Here is a 22,433-nt window from a genome sequence, read left to right on the forward strand (position 1 = left end):
CCAATATTTATAATTTTCCAGATTATTAATTACTTACGTAGCTAAATTTTTTTGTTGAGACTGGGTTTAGGGGTGTGAGGGTGTAGGGGTGTAGGGGTGAATTCAGCAGGGTACTTTCTACCTTTCTTGCTAAATTAATTGAGTAGTTGTCACTCAAAAGGAAAAACTATGTCGCCTGGAAAGCCCAGCATCTTGGTAACGGGGGGAGCAGGATATATTGGTTCGCACACTGTCCTGGCTCTCAAGCAAGCAGGTTACGACGTGGTAATACTAGATAATTTGGTCTATGGACATCGTGATTTAGTAGAAAAAGTTTTACAAGTAGAATTGGTGGTGGGTGATACAGGCGATCGCCCTTTGTTAGATGAGTTATTTAAATCACGCCATTTTGATGCAGTGATGCACTTTTCCGCTTACGCTTATGTAGGTGAATCCGTGAGTGATCCTGCCAAGTACTATCGCAATAATGTTTTAGGCACATTAACCTTATTAGAAGCGATGCTGGCTGCTTCAATTAATAAGTTTGTCTTTTCTTCCACTTGTGCCACTTATGGAGTGCCGAAAACTGTTCCTATTCCTGAAGATCATCCCCAAAACCCCATCAATCCTTATGGTGCGACTAAGTTAATGGTGGAAAGGATTTTGGCGGATTTCGATGTAGCTTATGGTTTGAAATCAGTCCGTTTCCGTTACTTTAATGCGGCTGGTGCTAATCCTGATGGGTTGCTAGGTGAGGATCACAACCCCGAAACTCATTTAATTCCCCTAGTGCTACTAACCGCCTTAGGTAAACGTAAATCCATTTCCATTTTCGGCACTGATTACCCCACACCCGATGGCACTTGTATTCGGGATTATATCCACGTTAACGACTTAGCCGATGCCCACGTTTTGGGATTGGAATATTTATTAAAAGGTGGAGATAGCGAAGTTTTTAACTTGGGTAATGGCCAAGGTTTCTCTGTCAGAGAAGTAATTGCAGCTGGTGAACAAGTCACAGGATTACCCATAGCCGTTGAAGAATGCGATCGCCGTCCCGGAGATCCCCCAAGTCTGATTGGTAGTGGTGAGAAAGCCAGAAAAATCCTCGGCTGGCAACCAAATTACCCATCAATCAAAGATATTGTTGCCCATGCTTGGCAATGGCATCAGAAGCGGCATCAATAACAATTCAAAATTCAAAATTCAAAATTAATAGATCCCCGACTTCTTCAAGAAGTCGGGGATCTATGGCTTGTTTTTATTGCGCCAAATAGCCAATACAACACCTAAGACAGCTAAAATCGGCAGAGCGATCGCCCAAGGTGGTATAGATTTAGATTCAGCTGCTATATCAACTGAATTGTTGTTGTTGACATTTTGAGTCTTTTGTGGATTTACTGCATTGCCACCGGCTACGGTCACTTCAAATGTAAATTCAAATGGTTTGAAGTTTGCCCCAGTTGCGGGTTTACCACTTAGTTGTAGTTGATAAATTCCGGCTTTGGGAAAGGTAATATCTGCGCCTGGTATGCCTTGATAGCGTTCAGCATTCACTGGTTTTAGGGATGGTTCCAGTAGTGCCGGTTCTCCTGGTGTGTGGGGTTCGGCGTAAACTGCTAACTGACAATTACATTGCTGGAGGGGTAATATTGTGCCGCCTTTGCGGGTGAGGGCAAACCAAGCTTGTGTCGGTTCACCTGCACGAGGGTTATCGTTGGGTTCAATATGCAGTGTCCCGCCAATATCTGGTGATATCTGCACCTTATGGGCGGTAGCTGGGTGAATGGCGATGGATAGAGTTAAACAGCTGAGAAATGGTATGAGGTATTGATTAACTCTAAGATTTGCTGTTGATACCTTGTTTTGGATTTTGTAATACACCAGGTGTTTTTCTTTGGTTGCTTTAGCGTGATTTGGTAGGGGGGACATAAAACTGCTTTACGGCTAACTTTGACCAAAAAAAGTGCGAGCGAACGAGCAACACGCTAAGAGTTATTATTCCTAACAGCACTGTTGCTATGATATTCCCCCAAGTTGACTGTAGAGAACCCAAATAGTGGGAACCAATCAACACCGCATGAATCGCACTCAACAGCAAAGCTGGTACACTCAGTAAATGAATCTGTCGCCAGTACTTGCCTAAAGATTTTTGCCATGATTCCCAACTTGTAAAAGCTGCGGGGGTCATTAAGATCAATGCTACAGCACCAGCAGCCATGCCTATTTGAAATTGTGGCGGTAAAAAGAAAAAGGCGGCAAAATTCCAGTCTAATGAATGTTGAATCATGTGGGTGGTATGCACCACAGACAACACAAATGCCCCTACTCCCAAAGCGCGACGATAATGCAACGGTGATGCCCAAAGTTTGCTAATGGGGCGAGCAATCAACGCTAGAATCAAGCAGAATAAGGCTGCGTGTCCGGTATAGTCTACCATTGTGTCGCCAGTCCGCAGCAAAGTAATTGTCCCAATAGTCAGGGTAATCCAACCACCCAATTGAAATAACTGACTGCGCCTATCTTGACTCACCAAGGAAGTAGACACGCCTACACCTAACATAGTGGGGAGTGTTCCCAAGCCAAAAGCCAGCATAGTAGCTCCACCCATCCATAAATTACCAGTTTCCGCCGCTTTAATCTGAGCCGCGTACAGAAAGCCACATGGCATTAAACCCCAAGTCATGCCTAAAAGTGTGGGTGTCCACCAGCGCGGTTGCAAAGAAAGTTTGACCATTCCCGCACTCAGGCGGTTGTGTAAGTTGCCTTTTAACAGGGGATGCAATATGGGAATGTGGGGTAGTAAATTTGGTGCTAATTGCCCTAAGCCGAACCAAATCAACATAACACCAGTAATAATTGCCATGACTCGGCGGAAGTCGCTACCTACACCCGCTAACTGTCCGCCTTGCAATAATACAGAACCGACTCCCCCAAGTCCAGCACCCACAAGGCCATAACTCAACATCCGCCCCAAGTTGAGCAGGAAATGAAACTTTAATTGCTGTTGCCAAGTCGGATTAGTTTTTGTGGGTGATATGTTTTTCTGAGAATCCTTTTCAGGAGTGGTGTGTTGATGAGATAGAGAAAACGCTACTGTTAACGGCCCGCACATCCCAAAACAATGCCCAAAACTGCCCAAGAACCCCAGGATAGTGATGAGTGATAAATCTAGCATAAAGAAATTCCTGAGGCAGCTTTTTCGTACAGGTGGGGAGTAGGGAGGGGGGAAAGAGTTATTTTGCTAAAAATTTTTATCTTTTGCAAATTTTACTCAACAGAATACTAGGGCAAAACATTAGGCCATATTGGTCACTTTGTCAAAAGACAAACTGTCGAAATTGTGTAGTTTCATGATGAAAAAACGGATTTGGTTGACATTGTTGGTGCTGGTGGTAGTTGTGATTGTGGGTAGTAGGAGTAGCGCTTTTTTTGAACAGCGTTCTTCGCCAGAAATGGTTGAGAGTGCGCCAGTAGCAACGCCGCAGCCACAACCAGAGTTGCAGGAAGTCAAGGATGAGTTACGAATATCTGTTGATAAGTTATTAGCTCATATTCAACAGTTAAATTTTCAACGCTATACAAAAACAGAGCGATCGCGCACTCGGACATATATTATTAATGAACTGCGAAAATCTGGCTGGACACCAAAGTTGGAAAAGTTCTCTGGTGGTATAAATGTGTTTGCTGAACGCCGAGGGACTGACAACACAGGCGATGCAATTTTGGTAGCGGCTCATTATGACACTGTAGCCGGTTCCCCTGGTGCAGATGATAACGCTAGCGGTGTGGCTGTAATCTTGGAAATCGCCAGACTGTTTGCTTCCCACCCCACACCCCGGACTTTGCAGTTAGCTTTTTTTGACCTTGAGGAAGCCGGACTGGTTGGTAGTAAAGCTTTTGTCACCAATACTCAACGCCTGGAAAAACTCCGGGGTGTGATAGTCATGGATATGGTTGGTTATGCTTGTTACACCGCCGGCTGTCAGCAATATCCACCGGGATTACCTGTTACCCCACCCAGCGACAAGGGTGATTTTTTAGTAGCTGTCGGCGATATCGAAAATTTGTCTTTACTCAAAGCTTTTAATCATGCAGATACAAAAAATCTTCCCAGTGTCTTAACTATACCGATTCCTCTGAAAGGTCTACTCACACCAGATACACTGCGTAGTGATCATGCTCCATTTTGGTATCAGGGAATAGGTGCAGTATTAGTCACCGATACTGCCAATTTGCGTACACCTCATTATCATCAACCTACTGATACACCCAGCAATATTGAGCAAGCATTTTTTGTTGGTGCTGCACAAATTGTAGTCAATGCAGTTAATACTTTGGTCAATAGTCAATAAGGTGATACGCACCTAGATCAAATATTCTTGCGTCAGGGCTGTCCATAGTCAAGAGTCCAGAGTTAACGGCTAGCTTGGACTGTGGACTTTTGACAACCTGAGTGCGAAATATACGATTTAAATGCGTAACAGCTTAGTCAATAGTCAATGTTAACTTTTCTCTATACCTGGGTAATTACATACACTTCTGGGAAATGATGCAGTATAAAGTGACAGGACTCAATAAAATCAACGATGATTTGCTTAGTCTGTTTTTTTGCATCATATATTTGGAGATTATAGTAAATATGCTGAGTATCTATAAACCTAGTGCTACGCTTTCCGTTGCAGCTGCGATCGCCTTATTATTGACAGGCTGTGGTGAAAGTAAGGTTGCTCAATGTAATAAAGTTATAAAAATCGCTAATCAAGCAGCTTTATTAGGTCAGCAATATGGTAAAGATCCCAAATCAGCTAAAGGTTCCCAAGGCTTAACTGAATTTGCTAGTAAGATAGACCAAGTAACCACAGAAATGAAAGGTTTGGCAATCAAGGATGAACAGTTGCAAGGCTTTCAGGGGCGATTTATCAAACTCTATGAAGATATTAGTAAGGGTTTGAATGAAGCCGCAACAGCCATAAATCAAAAGAATATTAAACAGGCAAATCGCTTTTTAGTAACCTTGCAAAAGAGCAGCCTTGAAGAAGGTGTCATAGTTAAAGAAATTAACGGCTACTGCTCTGGTAAGTAAAAATATACTTCTCATTAACTTTCTCTTTTGGTGTGAACGAACAGTTTGCTGGTAGCGTATTAAAACTAGGACTGAAGCAAGAAAATGAAAAATCAAGGGTTTCGGCTCAGAGTACAAGTGTTCACAACCCTTACTCCCCTAAACCCTTGCACAGCTAAAAATCTTGTTGAGCCAGTCCTCAAAACATCGGCGAACATAAAAACAGCATGGGTGGCAGATTCATTGTATTTGAAGGGGTTGAAGGTTGCGGCAAAACTAGCCAAATGCAGCTTTGTGCAGAGTGGTTGCAAAATTTGGGAATTTCTGTGATTCTCACCCGTGAACCAGGAGGAACAGAATTAGGTTTAGATTTGCGGCGCTTGTTGTTACAGAAGGCGGAAGATAAGCCAATCGCTGAGGTGACAGAGTTATTATTATATGCTGCCGATCGCGCACAACACGTTGCCCAAGAACTCAAACCTAAGTTGGCTCAGGGTAAGTATATATTATGCGATCGCTATGTTGACTCTACTATTGCCTACCAAGGTTACGGTCGCAATTTGGACATGAATCTCATCCATCAGTTAAATGACATCGCTACTGGTGGGTTAACCAGTGACATCACCATCTGGCTAGATGTGGATGTTGAAGTCGGACTAGCCCGAAAACGGGGGGAAAATGTAGGACTAGACCGGATTGAACAAGAAACCATCGATTTCCACCGCCGTGTACAGCAAGGCTATGCAAACTTAGCTGCATCCTCTCCCTCGCGCATCATCAGGGTTGATGGTCAATTGAGTAAAGAAACTGTACATAAAACCATTCAGGACATTCTCAGCCCACATCTAAAGGAATGGTTGTAGTCAGTCGTTTGATGATTTTGTCATCGAAAAATCATCAGAATATTTATATCCAGCCCCAGCAAAACTTTATTTACTGGGAGTTTTTATTATCAACAAAAGTTGATCTAATATAGAAGTTGCCAGATTGTTAACTTTATAAGTCTAATTTACTTTTATTAGCCTCATATGAAAAATTACTGCTTTTGCTTTTTACCAATATCGTTATAAAACGATAATTTGCTCCTCTATTTAGGGGTTAACACCATGATCTATTGTAGTAGCCACCATGCCCAGAAAAGCCGCCAGAAAATGAATTATAAGAGCCACTACTTCCTGAGTAACCACCGCCAAACAAGGAGTTATAACCATAAGATTTACCCCAACCACCTCCTACAGATGACGTTTCCTGATGAAATAGTTCATCAAGAAAGCTGTCAGCATCAGATAACAAATCATAACCTGTAAGATGTAGTGTATCGATTGCGATATTAGCCATTTATCTCACTCCTTTCTCCCAAGATTAAACCCAAGGAGATAATCTATGCAAACTAATTATTATGTTTACAATTTATTTTGTATAAATCAATATATAGAATAAATAAAAATAGACAAAACGTCTTAAATTTTGTCTAAAATATGTCTTTACCAAAATGACTAGGTAGCTAGGTGAAATTAAATTAGGGATTACCTATAAAAACGAAAAATCCAGGGTTTGCATAAGGGTGTAAGGGACTTCCAGAAAATAAATTATTCAATGGGTCAGAGCAAATATGATCATTGTATTCTTCCTCCCCTGCTTTCCCTGCTTACCACAGTGATTGTATATTTTTTTAGTTGGAAGTCCCTTATTGATGTGTAATATGTTTTAGTATCGCCGGGACGCTTAACAATTATCTTTATAAATGTGACGGTTAGCCGCTTTATATGCAGCATTCAGCTAAATCTAACCACAAAACATGGAAAAACGGCGACTATTAAGACAAATACGTGAAAAATTAAATAAGCTTTATATGAAATTTTAATTACTTAAGAATGACCAATAACCCGTTTGCACCATTGGTAGGACAAAAGCAAGCTATTGAGTTACTGACTCAAGCTGTTAAGCAAAACCGAGTAGCCCCGGCTTATCTATTTGTGGGGCCAGATGGTGTAGGACGAAGTTTAGCGGCGCGTTGCTTTGTAGAGTTGTTATTTGCATCTGTTGTGGAAGCGAGACTTCTTCCATCTTTACAACAGCGTTTGCGTCAAGGTAATCACCCTGATTTACTGTGGGTACAGCCAACTTATCAATACCAAGGGCAAAGATTCACCGCCGCCCAAGCAGCTGAAAAGAAACTCAAGCGCAAAGCACCGCCTTTAATTCGCCTAGAACAAATTCGAGAAATTACAGAATTTCTCGGCCGTCCTCCCTTAGAAGCACCAAGAAATGTGGTGGTGTTGGAGGAAGCGCAAACAATGGCGGAACCAGCCGCAAATGCTTTGTTGAAGACTTTAGAAGAACCAGGACAAGCAACCATAATTTTGATTACGCCTTCCCCTGAGTCTGTATTGCCGACTTTGGTGTCACGCTGTCAACGCATTCCCTTTTACAGTTTAGATACAACATCTTTGACTCAAGTACTTACGCAAACAGGGAATCAAGCAGTTTTACAGCACCCAGCCCTGTTGAGTTTAGCATCTGGTAGCCCAGGGAGTGCGATCGCCTCTTATGAACAATTACAAATCATTCCCCCTGACTTACTGCAAGATTTAACAACAGCACCAAAATCTCAACGTCACGCGTTGGAATTAGCTAAGAGAATCGACAAGGATTTAGAGACGGAAGCACAATTATGTTTAGTGGATTATTTACAGCAATCTTACTGGCAAAAGCAGCATATACCAGGGATTATCAGTCAACTAGAAAAAGCTCGTAAATACCTACTGGTCTACGCTCAACCGCGCCTCGTTTGGGAATGTACTTTATTATCTGTATATCAGGAATTTAATATCTAACTACTGGACAATTAATCCTCAACTGCGATACATCTTTTCTTGAAGAATGCAATTGTACAAAATACAGCTATAGAAATGATGGAAACTGCAACTGCTGACAATGGATGGGTGAATACTATCGATGGCAAAAATCTAGAGGTTATAAATAAAGCACATTCTATCATTACCGATAATATTTACTGTTCACTATCCACCTGTTCAGTTGATGGTTTTCCTTGGGTATCGCCTGTATTTTTTGCTTTTGATGATAGTTGGAATATTTACTGGTCTTCAGCTATTACATCCAAGCACTCACAAAATATTTATAGCAATAATGGACGAGTGGCGATCGCTATTTATAATTCTAGTTTCCCAGAAGGTAGTCCAGAAGGGTTGTATTTTCAAGGTACAGCTTGTGAGTTAAACCAAAACCAAACCGAACAAGCTTTTCCTCTGCTAGCAAATCGCGCCAGAAAACCGCTTCTCAAAACGGCGGCGGATTATCTAGATGATTCTCCCCGGAGAATTTACCAATTTCAAGCTCAACAAACTTGGATTACTGGTAGCCGATTATTAGTTAATAATCAATTGATTGATACAAAAATTCAGATCAATTTGTTCTCAAACTAATCCTCAATTTGAGTGTTATGGCTATAACCTTGCTCTGTTAAAAATAACTGCCGATGACGGGCAAAATCCTCTTTATAGCGTTTCTTGATGTAGCTTACCTGGCGTAGCCATAGATGCACTTTATTCTGTAGTGTAGAGAAGTTACATACAAAATCTCTACATCATTTATTTGGCGCAGCTTCATATTAATTTGGTATTACAGGTACGCAGAGATAAATATACCCCAAATACAAGATGGGGCTAAAAAAATATTACAGTAACTCAAATATCAGCGTTTACTTCTTTTTCTGAGAGTGGGAATTACGCTGTGCTTGACTATCACTTCTTAATTGTTGCCTGCCATTTGTAATAACTCGTAACATATCTTTGAGGTCTTGTTCGATCCCTTCCAGAACATGATCAGCATATTCATCAGCACCATTTTCGATTTCTTGAGCTTGAGCGATCGCTGTTTGTCGCATTTCTTCTAATTCCTGTTGACAAGCGCGCCGCTTGCGGTCAATTTCTGCAAGGGTTTCCTGCATCATTTCCTCACACTCTTGCTGCACCTGTCGGCGCAGTTGGTCAGCTTCTTGTTTCGCCTGTCTGATAATATCGCTTTCAGCTAAGATTTGCGCCCTTTTAGCTTGAGCTGCATCAACCAATTGCTGTCCATATTCTTCCGCCTCCAACAAGATTTCTTGCTTTTGTTCCAAGGTTGCGGCTGCATCCTGAAACACCGACGGTAAAGAAACTCTAATAAAATCTAGCTGTTCTAATAATTTTTCTTCATCTATCAGCGTCCTTCCCGTTAAGGGGACGCGGAAGCTAGATAAGATAATTTCTTCTAGGCGATCGAGTTCTTGCTGAATATCTACATTTCCCGTTCCTGGAGTATCTCCTGGGGGGCTGCCGTTGCCATATTCTGGTGAGGGGGAGTAATTTCCGTTGTAGTTGGATTCGCCGTTGGATAATTGTGGTTGTAGCATTTGTATATATCTAAAGCTATGTGTGGGGGGACAAGATGATCGACGGAACCACCAAATCTTGCAATCTCTTTTACCACACTACTACTTAAAAAACTATACTCATTTGATGTTGCTAAAAAAACTGTCTCAATTTGAGTAGAAAGAGTTTTATTAGTATGGGCCATCTGTAACTCGACCTCAAAATCAGAAATCGCTCGTAAACCCCTTAATAAAACCTGTGCTTGTCGCTGTTGGGCATAATTAACAGTCAGACCATCAAAACCATCGGCTTCTACGTTTGGTAAATGCTTAGTGGTTCTGCGAATCTGTTCTAGGCGTTCCTGCACGCTAAATAATGGTACTTTATTAGGATTTCGCAAGACGGCGACAATCACCAAATCAAATAAACGGCTACCACGCTGAATAATATCGAGGTGTCCTAAAGTGATCGGATCAAAGCTACCAGGATAAACAGCAATCACAATTTTAGATGTATCAAAGTTATTGAGGTGATTATATCCGGGGAATGGGGGGAAACAATTCAAAATTCAAAATTCAAAACAAGGCTTAGTGCCTGTTGACTATGGACTGTTGACTATGGACTATTGACCATTGACTATGGACTATGGATTCATAATATTTATTTGGGTAATTTTACATGGCATTGCCTTTGGCGTTTCTGTTTACTTCTCCAGGGCCGGTTCTGGTGGAAATAGGCCCAATCACTATTCGCTGGTATGGCTTATTGATTGCTACGGCTGTGCTAATTGGTGTTAGCCTTTCTCAATACTTGGCAAAGCGCCGACAGGTGAATCCTGACTTACTCAGTGACTTGTCAATTTGGCTAGTGATTGGGGCGATTCCCGCAGCCCGGATTTATTACGTTTTGTTTCAGTGGTCAGAGTATGCCCAGCATCCAGAACGGATTATTGCAATTTGGCAGGGGGGAATTGCGATTCACGGAGCGATTATTGGCGGGACTCTAGCAGCGTTAATTTTTGCCAAGCTCAAGCGAGTTCCTTTTTGGCAATTAGCTGATTTGGTGGCTCCTTCACTGATTTTAGGGCAAGCGATCGGGCGTTGGGGTAATTTCTTCAACTCAGAAGCTTTTGGTCGTCCTACCAATTTACCCTGGAAGTTATACATTCCCATAGAACGCCGTCCTCCAGATTTAGCAAGTTTTGAGTACTTTCACCCAACATTCCTTTATGAATCTATTTGGGACTTAATGGTTTTTGCCTTGCTAATTACTTTATTCTTTCGTAGTTTAGCTGGCAAACCACGCCTCAAAGTAGGTACATTATTCATGGTTTACCTAGCAACCTACAGCTTAGGACGCTTATGGATTGAAGGTCTGCGGACAGATAGCTTAATGCTTGGGCCGCTACGCATCGCACAAGTTGTTAGCTTGACAGGTATTACTTTAGGATTAGCCGGATTAGCTTGGTTGTACGTTCGTAAACGCCCTTTACCTGACGTTGTTTCTTCTCCCAAAGATACTGGAGAGTAGAGGCTGTGGGGTGGGAGGCAAGGGGGCAGGGAGCAGGGGGAGAAGAGGAATACTAATGGTTAATGACAACTGACAACTGACAACTAACAACTGACCAAAAATAAAAAATGCCCCAGAATGATTTCTAGGGCTTAACCAGGGTGCATCTACCATTACTCTCTACTATGGCTAGAGGGATAATCCGGAAAGATACCGAGCAAATTCTCAAAAAATTTTTTGATTTTTTTCTGTCTACCGATAATTACTTAGATTTTATATAAAATTTTATATGCAAAATCATGTAAATTCCCTAGATTCCGCCGTTTATATTGTAGGAGCGGGGCCTGGAGACCCGGATTTACTTACGGTTAAAGCCCAGAAACTACTGTCAGTAGCAGATGTAATTTTATTCGCAGATTCGTTAATACCAGAAGAGCTTTTGCAGTTTTGCCGAAAAGATGCAGAAATTATTCAGACTGCAAACAAAACTTTGGAGGAGATTATACCCTTGATGATCGCCAGGGTGCGATCGCACAAATCTGTAGTACGTCTCCACTCAGGTGATCCCAGTCTCTACAGCGCCATTAATGAGCAAATGCAGCTTCTGGCAGCAGCTAATATTCCTTTTGAAGTCATTCCCGGTATTAGTGCTTTCCAAGCCGCCGCAGCTAAACTGAAGGTAGAGTTGACTGTTCCTGGTTTAGTCCAGACTATTATTCTGACGCGCATTAGTGGACGAACACAAGTCCCACAGACAGAAGAACTAGCCACCCTCGCAGCGCATCAGGCTAGTTTATGCTTATATCTGAGTGCGCGTCATGTGGAAAATGCTCAAGCTAAACTACTAGAACACTATCCCCCAGATACACCTGTAGCTATTTGCTTTCGCATAGGATGGCCTGATGAAAGAATTCGTGTGGTTTCTCTTCAGGAAATGGCAGATTGTACTCAGCAAGAAAATCTGATTCGCACTACGTTATATGTGATTAGCCCTGCATTATCACATACCACTGGGCGATCGCGCTTATATCATCCTGAGCATAGTCATCTGTTCCGCACTGCTGGAGATAGCTAAGGTAAACTCATAATCTGACACGATATAAGTTCTCAAAAGGAAATGTTCAAGCCTTGACTAACCAACTTTTACTGAAGGAGAAACTACAAGCAAAACTGGCGGAGATCCAAATTAACAGTGCTGGCTCTCCTGTTACTAATGTGAAGCTAGATCAAACTATCGCCGCAGAAATCGAACAGATAACAACGGAATTAGAAAGCTGCAACCCCAATCCCCAGCCTCTGTTGAATGCTGCTGCTTTGCTGGAGGGTGCTTGGCAACTGCAATACTCCACAGCCAGAGAAATCCGTTCTTTGGATTCCCTGCCATTAGGACTCAAGGTAGGTAAAGTTTATCAAGTGATCGATGTTGCTAATAAATTGTTTTTTAATTTAGCTTTTGTGCAACATTCTCTGGGATTAATATCAGGATACGTGAAAGTTACAGCTAGGTTTGAGCCTGTGATAGATGATAAATCATCTGCACCAGACAAACGGATCAATGTCTATTTTGACAAACGCTATCTATCCATCGAGAAGATTATTGGCATTGATACCCCCCAACTCAACCCCTTTAAGGTTGTGTCAGCGAACAATCCTCAAGGTAGAGTTGCCAGCCTTGACATTACTTACTTAGACGAAACCTTAAGAATTGGACGCGGGGGCGACGGTAGTTTGTTTATTCTGCAAAAATCTGATGAACTATGTAAGAGACTATTTATAAAGTAAATCTTAAGTAGGGTGTGTTACGGCTATGAAAGGATTCGGGACGGAAAGACAAGAAAATTTAGCCGTAACGCACCGCCTCACGGATGGTGCGTTAGGCGCGAGGATATTTATTTTGTGACCAATCATCTGGGAAATCAGCGCCTAAAACACCCTACAGTAATTTTATTTTTTCTTTATAAATAATCTCTAAGGTACTAAATGCTGAGTAATAATCCCCGTCAACCGTCATCAGTCATCAGTAATTTTTCCACTCCTCAATTTTCCTCTAATCAATAACCTGCCTTCGCATAGATTTAATCTCTGCTCGCTTAGTTTTACTGTCAAGTCGTCTTTTTTGAGAACCGCGAGTTGGTTTAGTAGGTTTGCGTGGTTGGGGTAGTATGACCGCGCTTTTGATGAGGTCTTTGAGGCGTTGCAGAGCTTCTTCTTTGTTTTGCTCTTGGCTACGGTGTTCTTGAGCCTTGATGACAACGACTCCCTCTTGGTTAATGCGTCGGTCATTCAGCTTCAAAAGCTGCTCTTTATAGAAAGCTGGTAAGGATGAAGCTTCTATGTTGAAGCGTAGGTGGATAGCAGTAGAAACCTTATTGACATTTTGCCCTCCCGCGCCTTGGGAGCGAATGGCGCTAATTTCAATTTCGCTATCAGGGATGATGATTTTCTGGGAAATTTGCAGCATAACTTTATGTATAGCATTAAAGGGGCGATCGCCTCTGGTTGCTCAAAGACCATCGCCTCTAAATTACTTCTGCTGGCGTAGCTGCTCTACTATATGGTCTTCGAGTTCTTGTTTTTCTCGGTTACTAGCAGAGCGTTGATAGTTCTTCCCTGTTTGTTGAATAAATTTACGTTTCTCTGCTGGGGACAATTTACCAGAAAAGTTTTTTTGCATTTCTTCCCAGGTTTGCAGGGCTACAGCTTCACCATGCTGGACAAGTGCAGCAGGGAGTAATTTTTTGGCTTCAATACGCAAATCTTCCTCGGTTTCCAAGGAAGATAAGTCTACATGGCTAAAATCAATATCGATAGAAAATTTACTCATTCAAATATTAAAACTCAGTATTGGCTATTCTTAAGGTTGAACGCTTTTTTATTAAACCCTATTAGGGTGGTTATTGGTTAATTCCTTAATGTCGTGGTAGATTTGCAAGGAAATCCCATCAAAAAACCCATGAAATCAGAGTTAACAGTTCCAGAAGCTCATCGATAAGCAATCTCAAAGCACAATGGCACAAGAAATCGAGCGAAAATTTTTAGTCAACGGAGATGATTGGCGACAGCTAGCTGAAGGTAGTCCATATCGTCAAGGATACATTCCTTCACAAGGGGCTACTGTGCGTATTCGTGTAGTTGGTAATCAAGGTTATTTAACTATTAAAGGCCCCACAGTCAATTTCTCTCGCTCAGAGTTTGAGTATCTTATTCCCCTTGCAGATGCCCAGGAAATGCTAGATACTTTGTGCGATCGCCCCTTTATCGAAAAAATCAGGTACAAAATCGAGCTGGCTGGTTTAGTTTGGGAAATAGACGAGTTTGCCGGAGTCAATCAAGGCTTGATATTAGCAGAAGTTGAACTTGCCGATGAAGCACAACAGATTGACATCCCTCACTGGATTGGCACAGAAGTCACTGGAGATCACCGATATTTCAATAGTTATTTAGTTAAACACCCTTTTTCGCAATGGTGAGTAATTAGTAGGACTTATGCACCCAGATTTTCTGTTGAGACTGGGTGTAAGGGTGTAAGGGTGTAGGGGTGTAGGGGTTTAAAACATTTATAGTTTTCTACACTACATTTAGGATATTTTTTTAGCTGGAAGTTCTTTATATCTCAATACAGTTCAGTTAAGGCAACAACTTAGACTGGTGTAGGTTGGGTGGAGGAACGGAACCCAACATTCTCAAGACTTTGTTGGGTTACGCTATCGCTCCACCCAACCTACTATTCTCTTAACTTTTTCGCAATGGTGATTGATATCTGTAATAAGTATGACCAAAGAAAAAAGTATACAAGCCCCCGGATTTATCCGTGGGGTATTTAATTTTGAATTTTGAATTTTGAATTGGAGCGAAGCGACTTGACTCCCCGACTTCTTCAAGAAATCGGGGATATTTAGCATTAGATACGGGAGTAACGCAAACGTACTCTTAGTACTCTTAACCAACGTAGCCAAACCTGTGCTGGTTGCTCAAAGACAGTGAAGATATCACCAAAACCCAGGTTAGTTTTTTGATGATGTAACCAGTGTCTTTCAGGAGTGGTGATAAACAGAATTTGACATAAAATATTCACCAACTTTGGAGTTTGCCAACCTAAAGCTGTTACGTGTCTCCACCATACATGAAATTGCCCTAACAATAATCCAGAAATAACACCAATGGGAGAGAAAGACCAGAGAACTACTGCTACTATTAAATAAGGTAAAGCTCCCAAAATACCATCTAAAAGAACTTGGGTATTGGAGGTTAAAATAGCGTAGTGACGGAAGTTCTTTTTCCATGAATGATGCGTTTTTAAATGGAGACTACCAAAAACGTGTTCGGGTACGTGGTAGAAAAATGTAGACAAGAAATCGCCAAAAAATAACAATAGCCAAGCAACAGCGATCGCCTCAAGCATTTGTACTCCTCAAGTTCCGTAAAAAAACACCACACCAAAAAGGTGAATATCATTACTGTTGAAGCAGAGACACGGTTTTAATAATGTTTCTGCGAGTAAGTTTCAGATTATTTGGCTGAACATTTAGGTAATTGCAAAAGTTGCATTTTCACGAATTTATGCTCCTAATTACACGAAGCGGCAACCGTTGATAGCCTGTTATTTGGCTTCTGGATTTGGGTAGATAGAATTGATACATCTAAACACCGATAGACTTGCCGTATTTTATGGTAAATACCTTATAATTTTCTTATGAAGGCATATGCTATAAGCAAAGAATGAGTTAAAGTTCGTACAAATTTAGGTTAAGGTTATTCTTTTAATCTATACTTCAGTGAATGTATGATATGAGTGCATAATAAAATACATTAATCTCTGTACAAAGTATAATTAAGAATTTAATTAAATTATATATTAATGGCTATATTCAGCCTAAAATAAATACTTTTAATTCACTTCTATGGGAAAGTTGTGATTAATTAATATCTGGATTGAGTAGGTTATTTAGAGCTATTTGCTACACAGAAATACTTCGATATCAAATTCTGTTTAAGCACTTTGATTCTCAACTGTTACAATACCTTTTTGCTCATAAATTGGCATGATTAATTTTCTCAGCTTTGGTAATTCTCTTTGAAATAATATTGAACCGATAATACAAGCTATACCATCAATAATTAATGTATTAGGTGCGCCGATTCTATTGGCTAATGCACCACCCAATAAATTACCCACAGGTATCATCCCTAAAAATGACATGGTATATAAGCTCATCAATCTACCGCGCTTATCTTCTTCGACAATTGTTTGCAGAAATGTATTGCTAGCAGCTATTTGTAAAATTGTTCCTAAGCCAACAAACAACATGGTGAAGAGAGAAAGAGGTAAATATCGAGAAATGGCAAAAGCAATTAGTCCAAATCCTAAAATTGCTGGAGCTATAGCAATGAGTTTACCAATGCCTAGAATTGTTTTTTTACTGGCTAAATAAATACCACCAGATAAGGCTCCCAGTCCTGAAGCTGCCATGATAAATCCTAAGCTTTCCGCACCACCTTTGAGAATAGTTTCAGCAAAAATTGGCACAAGGATAGTATTTTGTAATCCCATCAAACTCACTAAAGTTGATAGTAATAAAATCGCTCTAATTGGTGGAAAGCTAAAGGCGTAAATAAATCCTTCTTTGACTTGCTGTAAGGGATTACCATCAATTTTAGTTACTGTCCAAGGCTTAACTTTCATCGCCAATAAACTAGCAATAACGGCAATATAACTCAAGCCATCTATTAGAAAACAATACTTTACACCCACCCAGGATATTAATAAGCCGCCAATGGCTGGGCCAATTAATCGCGCCCCATTAATCATAGTCGAGTTGATGGCGATCGCATTAGCCAAATCTTCCCTGCGTTGCACGAGTTCTGGGACAAAGGCTTGTCTGGCGGGTGCGTCCAAGGCGTTAATCATTCCTTGCAGTAAGCTTAAGGCGATAATATGCCAAATTTGAATGACACCTGTGAACATTAAGGCTGCTAAGGTTAACGACTGAAACATTGCTAGTACTTGTGTACCAATCAAGGTTCGATAACGGGAAAATCTGTCTACAAATACGCCTCCAAAAGGTGCAAGAAAGAAACTAGGAATCTGACTAGTAAATCCCACAACTCCCAACATTAAAGGGGAATTAGTTAAGCTATAAACTAGCCAAACAGTAGCTAGTTGTGTCATCCAAGTGCCAATTAGAGAAATTCCTTGTCCTGCAAAAAACAAGCGATAATTTCTTGACCTAAAAGCAGGTATTTGCAACCACGTTTTTTTATTCATAAATTATTTGTCTGAGAATTGGGGACTGATAAATTTAGTAAAACTTGATAATGTTTAAAGTGCGTAATATTAGCTTATTGATATATGTACAGCTTTTCTTTCGTGTACGTAATATATTCCTAAAAAAAGCTAGAAATTTCTTCACCCCGTCGGATGAAGAATAATAAGACTTAAGAGAGGTTAGCGATCGCCCGATTTAAAAGCTGAGAAAATAGTTCACGATCAGCATCAGAAATCCCTTGCATGGCTTCATCGCGTAGTTTTGCAGACAGTGGTGGTAAAACGGCTTCTAAGTCCTTACCTGCGTGTGTCAACCAAATGCGCCAGATTCGGCGATCGTGTAGATCCCTTTCTCGACGCACCAAGCCCCGTTCTTCCATACGGTCTAGTACACCTGTCAGCGTACCTCCAACTTGCTTGAGTTTATCTCCAATACTCGAAGTAGGTAAACCATCTTCTTGCCACAGACAGCATAAAACTAGCCAATGAAATGGAGTCAATCCAAAGGGTTCTAGTATTTCAGTAAACCTGCGGGTAAGCAGTTGTGAAAGTAACTTAATTCTATAGCCCACATTGTAGGGAGCCAGATTTTGTTGCCACGAATCTAAAGCTGGTGAATTATCTGGTTGGGCAATCATGAGACAATTACTTAGCGCACGTAATATTTATTATAGGGGGGTAAAGGGTTAATAGTCAATGGTCAGAGAGGCGATCAATCGCGTCTGTACAATTGTCTCAATAGTGATTCTCTTCCTACACCCCTACGGAACCACTTGAATTAACTTGTAGTTGCGTACTTCACCGATGATGCGGTGTGGTCTGGATATTTCAGGTGAGTGATTTTTATCTATCCAAGCATAGCTAGAAGGTGGTAGTTGGGAGATTGTGTCTAGTTTTTGACCGTGAACAGGGGTGTAAAAATTGAGTAAGACAGAGTTCTTATCGTTTACCTGTACAAAGTTGATGGGGTTGTTTTGTAAGATAGAGGCGATCGCTGGTTGTTGGAAAAAAATGCGAAAATCTGGATTATAGTCACCTAATAAGCCAAAGCCACCAGCAAAAGCCAAAGCTAACCAGCAAGGAATTAGCCAACCTGCAATCCAATAACGTGCGGAAAGAAACTTCCAGCCAAGTTTATGGCGACTAATCCAGATTACTGGCACAATAAACCAACTTAAACCCACAACTAAAGCAATAACTGCATACTTGCGATCGACAAAGCCCCAGATCAAGGTAGCTATGGCGGCTAACAAAAATAAAATGCCTAATGCACCGGAAGTATAGCTGAGGATCTGAGGAATATTACCCTTGTGCCACAAGGATTTTCTTTTTGTATATTCCATCTCGTAAACTTTACCCAACCAGTCTAAACCAACAGCCGCTAGTAAAGCGATGAAAGGATAAAGACTTAGAGCGTAGTGAGATAAACGAGTAGAGAAAATGGTAAGTTCTGCGAATAATACAATAGGAAATCCTATCAGGAGCAAATTATAACGATGCCAAGGGCGACGAATAATTAATATTAATCCTAAAAGACTAAAACATGGCCAGGGAAAAGCTTTTAAAGGGGTATTCCACAAATAAAATAATATCCCATTACCATCACGTTCTTCCGAGCCAAGAAGAAATACAAAGTTGACTAGAGGAGTAAAGGTATTATTACCGTCACCTTGCCAATTTAACCATGACCAAAGCAATATGGGGATAAAACCAATAACTATACCCAAGTACAACCAAGGGTTAATCAAATGACGATGATGACGATGTTCTGCTATTAAATAAGGTAATAAAGCTACAGTCGGGAGAACAATTACAAAGCTTCTCATCAAGAAACCTAAACCCAAACTTAACCCAACAATAAAACTAAAATAATTTCTATATTGAGGATGTAATTCTGCTTGAATAAGTAAGTAAATAGCCAAGAGTATCAAGAAAATCATTGGCATATCAGGATTACCTAAACGGCTATATTGCAGCCAGAGAAATTCTACACTCAAAATTGCTGCACTTAGCCAAGCTAAGGTTTTACTAAGCATGATCTTGCCAATTTCATAGACAAGTAATAGGCATAAAATACCAAAAATCATGCTGGGTAATCTGACACTAAATTCGCTGACTCCAAATAACTGGTAGAAAATAGCAATTAACCAATAAGGGCCTGGTGTCTTATGGTGCATAGAACCCCAACTGGATATCCAATTACCAGAGTCCAATATTTGACGCGATCGCCAAGCATAAAGCCCTTCATCATGAGCGATTAAACTATTTTCCCCGGAGCTAAAAATTAATAAGGGTACTGTCCAAATCAGCAAACTTATGTAAGGAAAGACTACTGATAAACTGATTTGTCGCCAAATAGCTGGCAATGGCTGTGATTTATACGACATTAAAGCACTAAGTAAATGGGTTGATGTACCTTAACTTTATTAAAATATGTTAAAGAGCATTTCTTTCTCAGAAAAACTAAAAGTTTTCCCTACAGACATTTATGTTGCTAAAACCAGATCAACGCTTGAAATTAGACGATACAGACGACAACTTATTTTATGCTTATCCCCGTTTTGTTACTCATGTGGATGAAGGTTTTATTCAACAGTTGACTGATTTATATAGAGAGCGATTACAACCCAACACACGCATATTAGACATGATGAGTAGTTGGGTTTCACATCTACCAGAAGAGATAAAGTTTGCTCATGTGGAGGGACATGGACTCAACGCTGAGGAACTAGGACGCAATCCCCGACTTAACCATTACTTTGTGCAGAACCTCAACGAAAATCCAGGTTTACCCCTACCAGATCAAGAATTCGATGCAGTTCTCAATTGTGTTTCCGTACAGTACCTACAATATCCAGAAGCAGTATTTTCCGAAATTCACCGCATCCTCAAACCTGGTGGTGTAGCAATTATCAGTTTTTCTAACAGAATGTTCTATCAAAAAGCAATTCAAGCTTGGCGCGATGCTTCCGAGCCTGGACGTTTAGAATTAGTGAAACGCTACTTCGCCTCAGTTCCTGGATTTAGCACTCCAGAAATCGTTGCTCGTAAGTCAACAGCACCCAATTTCTTGCAGTGGTTAGGTGCGCCAGGGGGAGATCCCTTTTATGCTGCGATCGCTCATCGAAAGTAGAGTCAACATTGATCACTCATCCTTGAATTGGATCAAAAGATAAATTTTTGGGTATGAATTGACAGCAGCGCAGATAATTGCCTCAAAGCTCAAACATCAGGAGTAGACATGAACTTTCCCCGTTCCCGTAGAATTCTAGCGGCTGTATTGCTGTCTGTTTTGTTATTGACTACCGCCTGCACCCCTAAAGCACCAGGGCGATTTGACCAAGCACAGCAGGAAAGTAGCCGCCAAAAAACTGGACAAGCGGTAGCTAAAACGGCAACTCAGGGCGAGAAGTTTAACAAATTTTTCCCAAAAGAAGAAGCCGGGTATCAGAGGGTTTATACCCAAGAGAAAAAGGGCTTTGCTGAAGCCAAGCTGAAAAAAGATGGCAAAGATTTAGCAATGTTATCTATTTCCGATACTACCAGTACACCTGGAGCCGCCGCGAAATTCTCTAACAGTACCAAGAACATTGGTGGATATCAGGCGGTGGAAGTAGGTAATACGCAAACAGCAGTTTTAGTCGGTAAATACCAGGTAAAAGTTCTGTCACGTTCTCCGTCATTTACTGCAAGCGATCGCGCCGACTGGATAGAAAAATTTAATCTCGATGGCTTGGCTAAACTCAAATAAGTACTGTTTCTCTGCGTACCTCTGCGTTTAAGATTCAACCCTGAATTCGCTACCATTTGACCCAAAACAGATAATAAAACCTGATAATTAGGAGATTGTTGTGAGCAAACCCATCTTTGAGTTGGTTGATCAACTACCAACTAGTGGTTTAACTATATCTATGCTAAATGCTTTAGATTTTGTTGCTCCTGGTGAGTGGCAAAATACTGTTGGTTTTGTGAATACCATTAAGACTGTTACTGGTGAAACTGACGAAAGCTTAATTCAGCAAATTGGTGAACGAGCAATTTATCTCTTTAATGATCGCTCCCAAGGATATCAAACTGCATTATGGCTCTATCAAACTGTTGATAATACAGATAAAGCCTTGGGTGCGGCTGCTTTAGCTAACAAAGTCGGTGAAAAGTTACCCCTGTTGGGTTTCCTCAACTCAGTTACGCCTAAACCTGACAAAGCCCAAACTATAGATTTATCTCTGAAATTGGTGGCTGAACTAGTCGCTTTTTGCCAAATTAACGGCATTCCTGGGGATAGTATCAGTGATTTTGTTGCCTCACTTGGTGAGTATAGTGGTGAGTCACTAATTCGCATGGTAGCTTTAGTTTGCGTTGATGGTTTAATACCTTTAGGCCCAGATTTTATTAGTAGGGCTATATCTGCTTTAAGTCAAACTAATCCTCAAGAATTAGAGAAAAATTCCACTTTTCAAGGTATCAAGGATGTGATTCCTGGTGGAAATGCTGGCAGTAAACTCAACTTTATTGGTGAAAGTTTTGATTCAGTAAAAGGTTGGATGAACGGTTTAGTTAGTAGTCACAATTTAAGCCCACAAAAAGTAGTTCACAATCTGAGTAACTTTGTGGAAATCGCTGATGATAAGCTAGATTATTTAGCTGCTTTTTTAGATGTAGCCACGAATTACTACGAACACACAGGAACACAAACCTTAGCAAGACGCTTGATTGAGCGAGCTGTAGCGGAGATTTAAGCTAAGAGGTAATAGCAAAACTTCTACCTTTGCTATTACCTGTTAAGTAACTCACTGAATATCTTCTTACAAAATATAAGTAGGAAACACCAAAAAACAAATTATCCGCAATTGATGATTTGGTAAGGTGTATCAGCGCAATATAACCCAATACGGTTCAGTTAAGAGAATAGTAGGTTGGGTGGAGCGATAGCGTAACCCAACAAAGTCTTGAGAATGTTGGGTTCCGTTCCTCCACCCAACCTACACCAGTCTAAGTTGTTGCCTTAACTGAACTGTATTGCAATATAACCTAAATATACTCATGACTTATTCATACTGTCGCACCCTACATTTTGGATATTCTTTTATCTGAAAGTCCCAAGTGAAAAAGAATATGCTAATTAAACATTTATAGATAATATTGATAAATAATCAAATTTACGTAAGTAAAAACCCTCAAAGATCCGGAAGTGAATTTATCGCCAAAAATATTAAAATTGGATGAATTGGTATTGAGATAA

The 22,433-nt window shown here is 40.7% G+C and carries 24 protein-coding genes; 13 read left to right on the forward strand and 11 right to left on the reverse strand.

Going from position 1 to position 22,433, the window contains the following annotated elements:
- The first annotated feature begins 168 nt into the window (after positions 1 to 168).
- Positions 169 to 1,167 carry a UDP-glucose 4-epimerase GalE gene (gene galE, locus ACM5QX_RS01285; RefSeq protein WP_190568966.1) on the forward strand — a complete coding sequence of 333 codons (999 nt, stop codon included), beginning with the start codon at positions 169 to 171 and terminating at the stop codon, positions 1,165 to 1,167.
- A gap of 60 nt (positions 1,168 to 1,227) precedes the next feature.
- Here the strand turns inward: galE and ACM5QX_RS01290 are convergent, their stop codons facing one another.
- The gene (locus ACM5QX_RS01290) at positions 1,228 to 1,911 is read right to left on the reverse strand and encodes a hypothetical protein (RefSeq protein ID WP_414752047.1); all 684 of its coding nucleotides are present in this window, start codon (positions 1,909 to 1,911) and stop codon (positions 1,228 to 1,230) included.
- Entirely contained in the window at positions 1,886 to 3,157 is a 1,272-nt protein-coding gene (locus tag ACM5QX_RS01295; RefSeq protein ID WP_414752048.1) for a sulfite exporter TauE/SafE family protein, read from the reverse strand. Before ACM5QX_RS01295 ends, ACM5QX_RS01290 begins: the two co-directional genes overlap by 26 nt.
- A 178-nt stretch (positions 3,158 to 3,335) precedes the next feature.
- On the opposite strand from ACM5QX_RS01295, the gene ACM5QX_RS01300 reads away from it, so the two are divergent.
- The 3 genes from ACM5QX_RS01300 (at position 3,336) to tmk (ending at position 5,907) form a co-directional block, all read left to right on the forward strand.
- Positions 3,336 to 4,334: a M28 family peptidase gene (locus ACM5QX_RS01300; protein WP_414752247.1), complete on the forward strand. Its 999-nt coding sequence runs from the start codon at positions 3,336 to 3,338 to the stop codon at positions 4,332 to 4,334.
- A 287-nt stretch (positions 4,335 to 4,621) separates the two neighbouring features.
- On the forward strand, positions 4,622 to 5,065 hold the full coding sequence (locus ACM5QX_RS01305) for a hypothetical protein (protein ID WP_011318755.1): 444 nt from the start codon (positions 4,622 to 4,624) through the stop codon (positions 5,063 to 5,065).
- Positions 5,066 to 5,271: 206 nt separating this feature from the next.
- Positions 5,272 to 5,907 (forward strand): dTMP kinase, encoded by a 636-nt coding sequence (tmk, locus tag ACM5QX_RS01310; RefSeq protein WP_414752049.1) that lies wholly within the window; start codon positions 5,272 to 5,274, stop codon positions 5,905 to 5,907.
- Between the two features lie 235 nt (positions 5,908 to 6,142).
- On the opposite strand, the gene ACM5QX_RS01315 is transcribed toward tmk, so the two are convergent.
- Positions 6,143 to 6,382, reverse strand: a complete 240-nt coding sequence (locus ACM5QX_RS01315) for a hypothetical protein (RefSeq protein ID WP_041456174.1) — start codon at positions 6,380 to 6,382, stop codon at positions 6,143 to 6,145.
- Between the two features lie 536 nt (positions 6,383 to 6,918).
- On the opposite strand from ACM5QX_RS01315, the gene holB reads away from it, so the two are divergent.
- Positions 6,919 to 7,881: a DNA polymerase III subunit delta' gene (holB, locus tag ACM5QX_RS01320; protein ID WP_414752050.1), complete on the forward strand. Its 963-nt coding sequence runs from the start codon at positions 6,919 to 6,921 to the stop codon at positions 7,879 to 7,881.
- Between the two features lie 39 nt (positions 7,882 to 7,920).
- The gene (locus ACM5QX_RS01325; protein WP_414752051.1) at positions 7,921 to 8,490 is read left to right on the forward strand and encodes a pyridoxamine 5'-phosphate oxidase family protein; all 570 of its coding nucleotides are present in this window, start codon (positions 7,921 to 7,923) and stop codon (positions 8,488 to 8,490) included.
- Between the two features lie 275 nt (positions 8,491 to 8,765).
- Here ACM5QX_RS01325 and ACM5QX_RS01330 read toward each other — a convergent pair whose 3' ends face one another.
- Positions 8,766 to 9,458, reverse strand: a complete 693-nt coding sequence (locus ACM5QX_RS01330) for a DivIVA domain-containing protein (RefSeq protein ID WP_185478958.1) — start codon at positions 9,456 to 9,458, stop codon at positions 8,766 to 8,768.
- Positions 9,344 to 9,919, reverse strand: coding sequence for a pantetheine-phosphate adenylyltransferase (gene coaD / locus ACM5QX_RS01335; RefSeq protein WP_414752248.1), 576 nt, complete (start codon positions 9,917 to 9,919; stop codon positions 9,344 to 9,346). The genes ACM5QX_RS01330 and coaD overlap by 115 nt, the downstream gene beginning before the upstream one ends.
- Positions 9,920 to 10,095: 176 nt before the next feature.
- On the opposite strand from coaD, the gene lgt reads away from it, so the two are divergent.
- From lgt to ACM5QX_RS01350, 3 genes are all read left to right on the forward strand, one after another.
- Entirely contained in the window at positions 10,096 to 10,947 is an 852-nt protein-coding gene (lgt, locus tag ACM5QX_RS01340) for a prolipoprotein diacylglyceryl transferase (protein ID WP_414752052.1), read from the forward strand.
- A 268-nt stretch (positions 10,948 to 11,215) separates the two neighbouring features.
- Positions 11,216 to 12,001: a precorrin-4 C(11)-methyltransferase gene (gene cobM / locus ACM5QX_RS01345; RefSeq protein ID WP_414752053.1), complete on the forward strand. Its 786-nt coding sequence runs from the start codon at positions 11,216 to 11,218 to the stop codon at positions 11,999 to 12,001.
- A gap of 53 nt (positions 12,002 to 12,054) precedes the next feature.
- Positions 12,055 to 12,708 carry a PAP/fibrillin family protein gene (locus ACM5QX_RS01350; RefSeq protein WP_414752054.1) on the forward strand — a complete coding sequence of 218 codons (654 nt, stop codon included), beginning with the start codon at positions 12,055 to 12,057 and terminating at the stop codon, positions 12,706 to 12,708.
- 265 nt (positions 12,709 to 12,973) lie between these two features.
- Here the strand turns inward: ACM5QX_RS01350 and arfB are convergent, their stop codons facing one another.
- Both arfB and ACM5QX_RS01360 read right to left on the reverse strand, forming a co-directional pair.
- Complete coding sequence (gene arfB / locus ACM5QX_RS01355) at positions 12,974 to 13,387, reverse strand: alternative ribosome rescue aminoacyl-tRNA hydrolase ArfB (RefSeq protein WP_011318764.1); 414 nt, start codon at positions 13,385 to 13,387, stop codon at positions 12,974 to 12,976.
- Between the two features lie 63 nt (positions 13,388 to 13,450).
- Positions 13,451 to 13,750, reverse strand: a complete 300-nt coding sequence (locus tag ACM5QX_RS01360) for a hypothetical protein (protein ID WP_010998826.1) — start codon at positions 13,748 to 13,750, stop codon at positions 13,451 to 13,453.
- Between the two features lie 184 nt (positions 13,751 to 13,934).
- Between ACM5QX_RS01360 and ACM5QX_RS01365 the strand changes: the two genes are divergently transcribed.
- Positions 13,935 to 14,396: a CYTH domain-containing protein gene (locus tag ACM5QX_RS01365; RefSeq protein WP_414752055.1), complete on the forward strand. Its 462-nt coding sequence runs from the start codon at positions 13,935 to 13,937 to the stop codon at positions 14,394 to 14,396.
- Positions 14,397 to 14,827: 431 nt separating this feature from the next.
- On the opposite strand, the gene ACM5QX_RS01370 is transcribed toward ACM5QX_RS01365, so the two are convergent.
- The 4 genes from ACM5QX_RS01370 to ACM5QX_RS01385 form a co-directional block, all read right to left on the reverse strand.
- A complete protein-coding gene (locus ACM5QX_RS01370) occupies positions 14,828 to 15,328 on the reverse strand; it encodes a sterol desaturase family protein (protein WP_011318766.1) in 501 nt (166 codons plus the stop codon).
- A gap of 588 nt (positions 15,329 to 15,916) precedes the next feature.
- Positions 15,917 to 17,191 carry an MFS transporter gene (locus ACM5QX_RS01375; RefSeq protein ID WP_414752056.1) on the reverse strand — a complete coding sequence of 425 codons (1,275 nt, stop codon included), beginning with the start codon at positions 17,189 to 17,191 and terminating at the stop codon, positions 15,917 to 15,919.
- A gap of 170 nt (positions 17,192 to 17,361) precedes the next feature.
- On the reverse strand, positions 17,362 to 17,829 hold the full coding sequence (locus ACM5QX_RS01380) for a MarR family winged helix-turn-helix transcriptional regulator (RefSeq protein ID WP_414752057.1): 468 nt from the start codon (positions 17,827 to 17,829) through the stop codon (positions 17,362 to 17,364).
- A gap of 123 nt (positions 17,830 to 17,952) precedes the next feature.
- A complete protein-coding gene (locus tag ACM5QX_RS01385) occupies positions 17,953 to 19,578 on the reverse strand; it encodes an ArnT family glycosyltransferase (protein ID WP_414752058.1) in 1,626 nt (541 codons plus the stop codon).
- A gap of 101 nt (positions 19,579 to 19,679) precedes the next feature.
- Here ACM5QX_RS01385 and ACM5QX_RS01390 point away from each other — a divergent pair, with 101 nt between their 5' ends.
- The 3 genes from ACM5QX_RS01390 (at position 19,680) to ACM5QX_RS01400 (ending at position 21,930) form a co-directional block, all read left to right on the forward strand.
- Positions 19,680 to 20,324: a class I SAM-dependent methyltransferase gene (locus tag ACM5QX_RS01390; protein WP_414752059.1), complete on the forward strand. Its 645-nt coding sequence runs from the start codon at positions 19,680 to 19,682 to the stop codon at positions 20,322 to 20,324.
- Positions 20,325 to 20,432: 108 nt separating this feature from the next.
- The gene (locus ACM5QX_RS01395; protein ID WP_011318771.1) at positions 20,433 to 20,942 is read left to right on the forward strand and encodes a hypothetical protein; all 510 of its coding nucleotides are present in this window, start codon (positions 20,433 to 20,435) and stop codon (positions 20,940 to 20,942) included.
- 100 nt (positions 20,943 to 21,042) lie between these two features.
- A complete protein-coding gene (locus ACM5QX_RS01400; protein ID WP_414752060.1) occupies positions 21,043 to 21,930 on the forward strand; it encodes a hypothetical protein in 888 nt (295 codons plus the stop codon).
- Positions 21,931 to 22,433: the final 503 nt, after the last annotated feature.

Origin of the sequence: Anabaena sp. CCY 9910, assembly GCF_963920875.1 — a bacterium.
Classification (GTDB): Bacteria; Cyanobacteriota; Cyanobacteriia; order Cyanobacteriales; family Nostocaceae; genus Trichormus; species Trichormus variabilis.

What these genes read in the sequence shown, in the direction of transcription:
- ACM5QX_RS01300 (WP_414752247.1), top strand. Translation starts at nt 3,336, where the DNA reads ATGAAAAAACGGATTTGGTTGACATTGTTGGTGCTGGTGGTAGTTGTG.
- ACM5QX_RS01395 (WP_011318771.1), top strand. Translation starts at nt 20,433, where the DNA reads ATGAACTTTCCCCGTTCCCGTAGAATTCTAGCGGCTGTATTGCTGTCT.
- ACM5QX_RS01295 (WP_414752048.1), bottom strand. Translation starts at nt 3,157, where the DNA reads ATGCTAGATTTATCACTCATCACTATCCTGGGGTTCTTGGGCAGTTTT.
- ACM5QX_RS01330 (WP_185478958.1), bottom strand. Translation starts at nt 9,458, where the DNA reads ATGCTACAACCACAATTATCCAACGGCGAATCCAACTACAACGGAAAT.
- holB (WP_414752050.1), top strand. Translation starts at nt 6,919, where the DNA reads ATGACCAATAACCCGTTTGCACCATTGGTAGGACAAAAGCAAGCTATT.
- tmk (WP_414752049.1), top strand. Translation starts at nt 5,272, where the DNA reads ATGGGTGGCAGATTCATTGTATTTGAAGGGGTTGAAGGTTGCGGCAAA.
- ACM5QX_RS01385 (WP_414752058.1), bottom strand. Translation starts at nt 19,578, where the DNA reads ATGTCGTATAAATCACAGCCATTGCCAGCTATTTGGCGACAAATCAGT.
- ACM5QX_RS01370 (WP_011318766.1), bottom strand. Translation starts at nt 15,328, where the DNA reads ATGCTTGAGGCGATCGCTGTTGCTTGGCTATTGTTATTTTTTGGCGAT.
- ACM5QX_RS01315 (WP_041456174.1), bottom strand. Translation starts at nt 6,382, where the DNA reads ATGGCTAATATCGCAATCGATACACTACATCTTACAGGTTATGATTTG.
- ACM5QX_RS01360 (WP_010998826.1), bottom strand. Translation starts at nt 13,750, where the DNA reads ATGAGTAAATTTTCTATCGATATTGATTTTAGCCATGTAGACTTATCT.
- ACM5QX_RS01305 (WP_011318755.1), top strand. Translation starts at nt 4,622, where the DNA reads ATGCTGAGTATCTATAAACCTAGTGCTACGCTTTCCGTTGCAGCTGCG.
- ACM5QX_RS01390 (WP_414752059.1), top strand. Translation starts at nt 19,680, where the DNA reads ATGTTGCTAAAACCAGATCAACGCTTGAAATTAGACGATACAGACGAC.
- lgt (WP_414752052.1), top strand. Translation starts at nt 10,096, where the DNA reads ATGGCATTGCCTTTGGCGTTTCTGTTTACTTCTCCAGGGCCGGTTCTG.
- ACM5QX_RS01375 (WP_414752056.1), bottom strand. Translation starts at nt 17,191, where the DNA reads ATGAATAAAAAAACGTGGTTGCAAATACCTGCTTTTAGGTCAAGAAAT.
- ACM5QX_RS01365 (WP_414752055.1), top strand. Translation starts at nt 13,935, where the DNA reads ATGGCACAAGAAATCGAGCGAAAATTTTTAGTCAACGGAGATGATTGG.
- arfB (WP_011318764.1), bottom strand. Translation starts at nt 13,387, where the DNA reads ATGCTGCAAATTTCCCAGAAAATCATCATCCCTGATAGCGAAATTGAA.
- ACM5QX_RS01380 (WP_414752057.1), bottom strand. Translation starts at nt 17,829, where the DNA reads ATGATTGCCCAACCAGATAATTCACCAGCTTTAGATTCGTGGCAACAA.
- cobM (WP_414752053.1), top strand. Translation starts at nt 11,216, where the DNA reads ATGCAAAATCATGTAAATTCCCTAGATTCCGCCGTTTATATTGTAGGA.
- galE (WP_190568966.1), top strand. Translation starts at nt 169, where the DNA reads ATGTCGCCTGGAAAGCCCAGCATCTTGGTAACGGGGGGAGCAGGATAT.
- ACM5QX_RS01290 (WP_414752047.1), bottom strand. Translation starts at nt 1,911, where the DNA reads ATGTCCCCCCTACCAAATCACGCTAAAGCAACCAAAGAAAAACACCTG.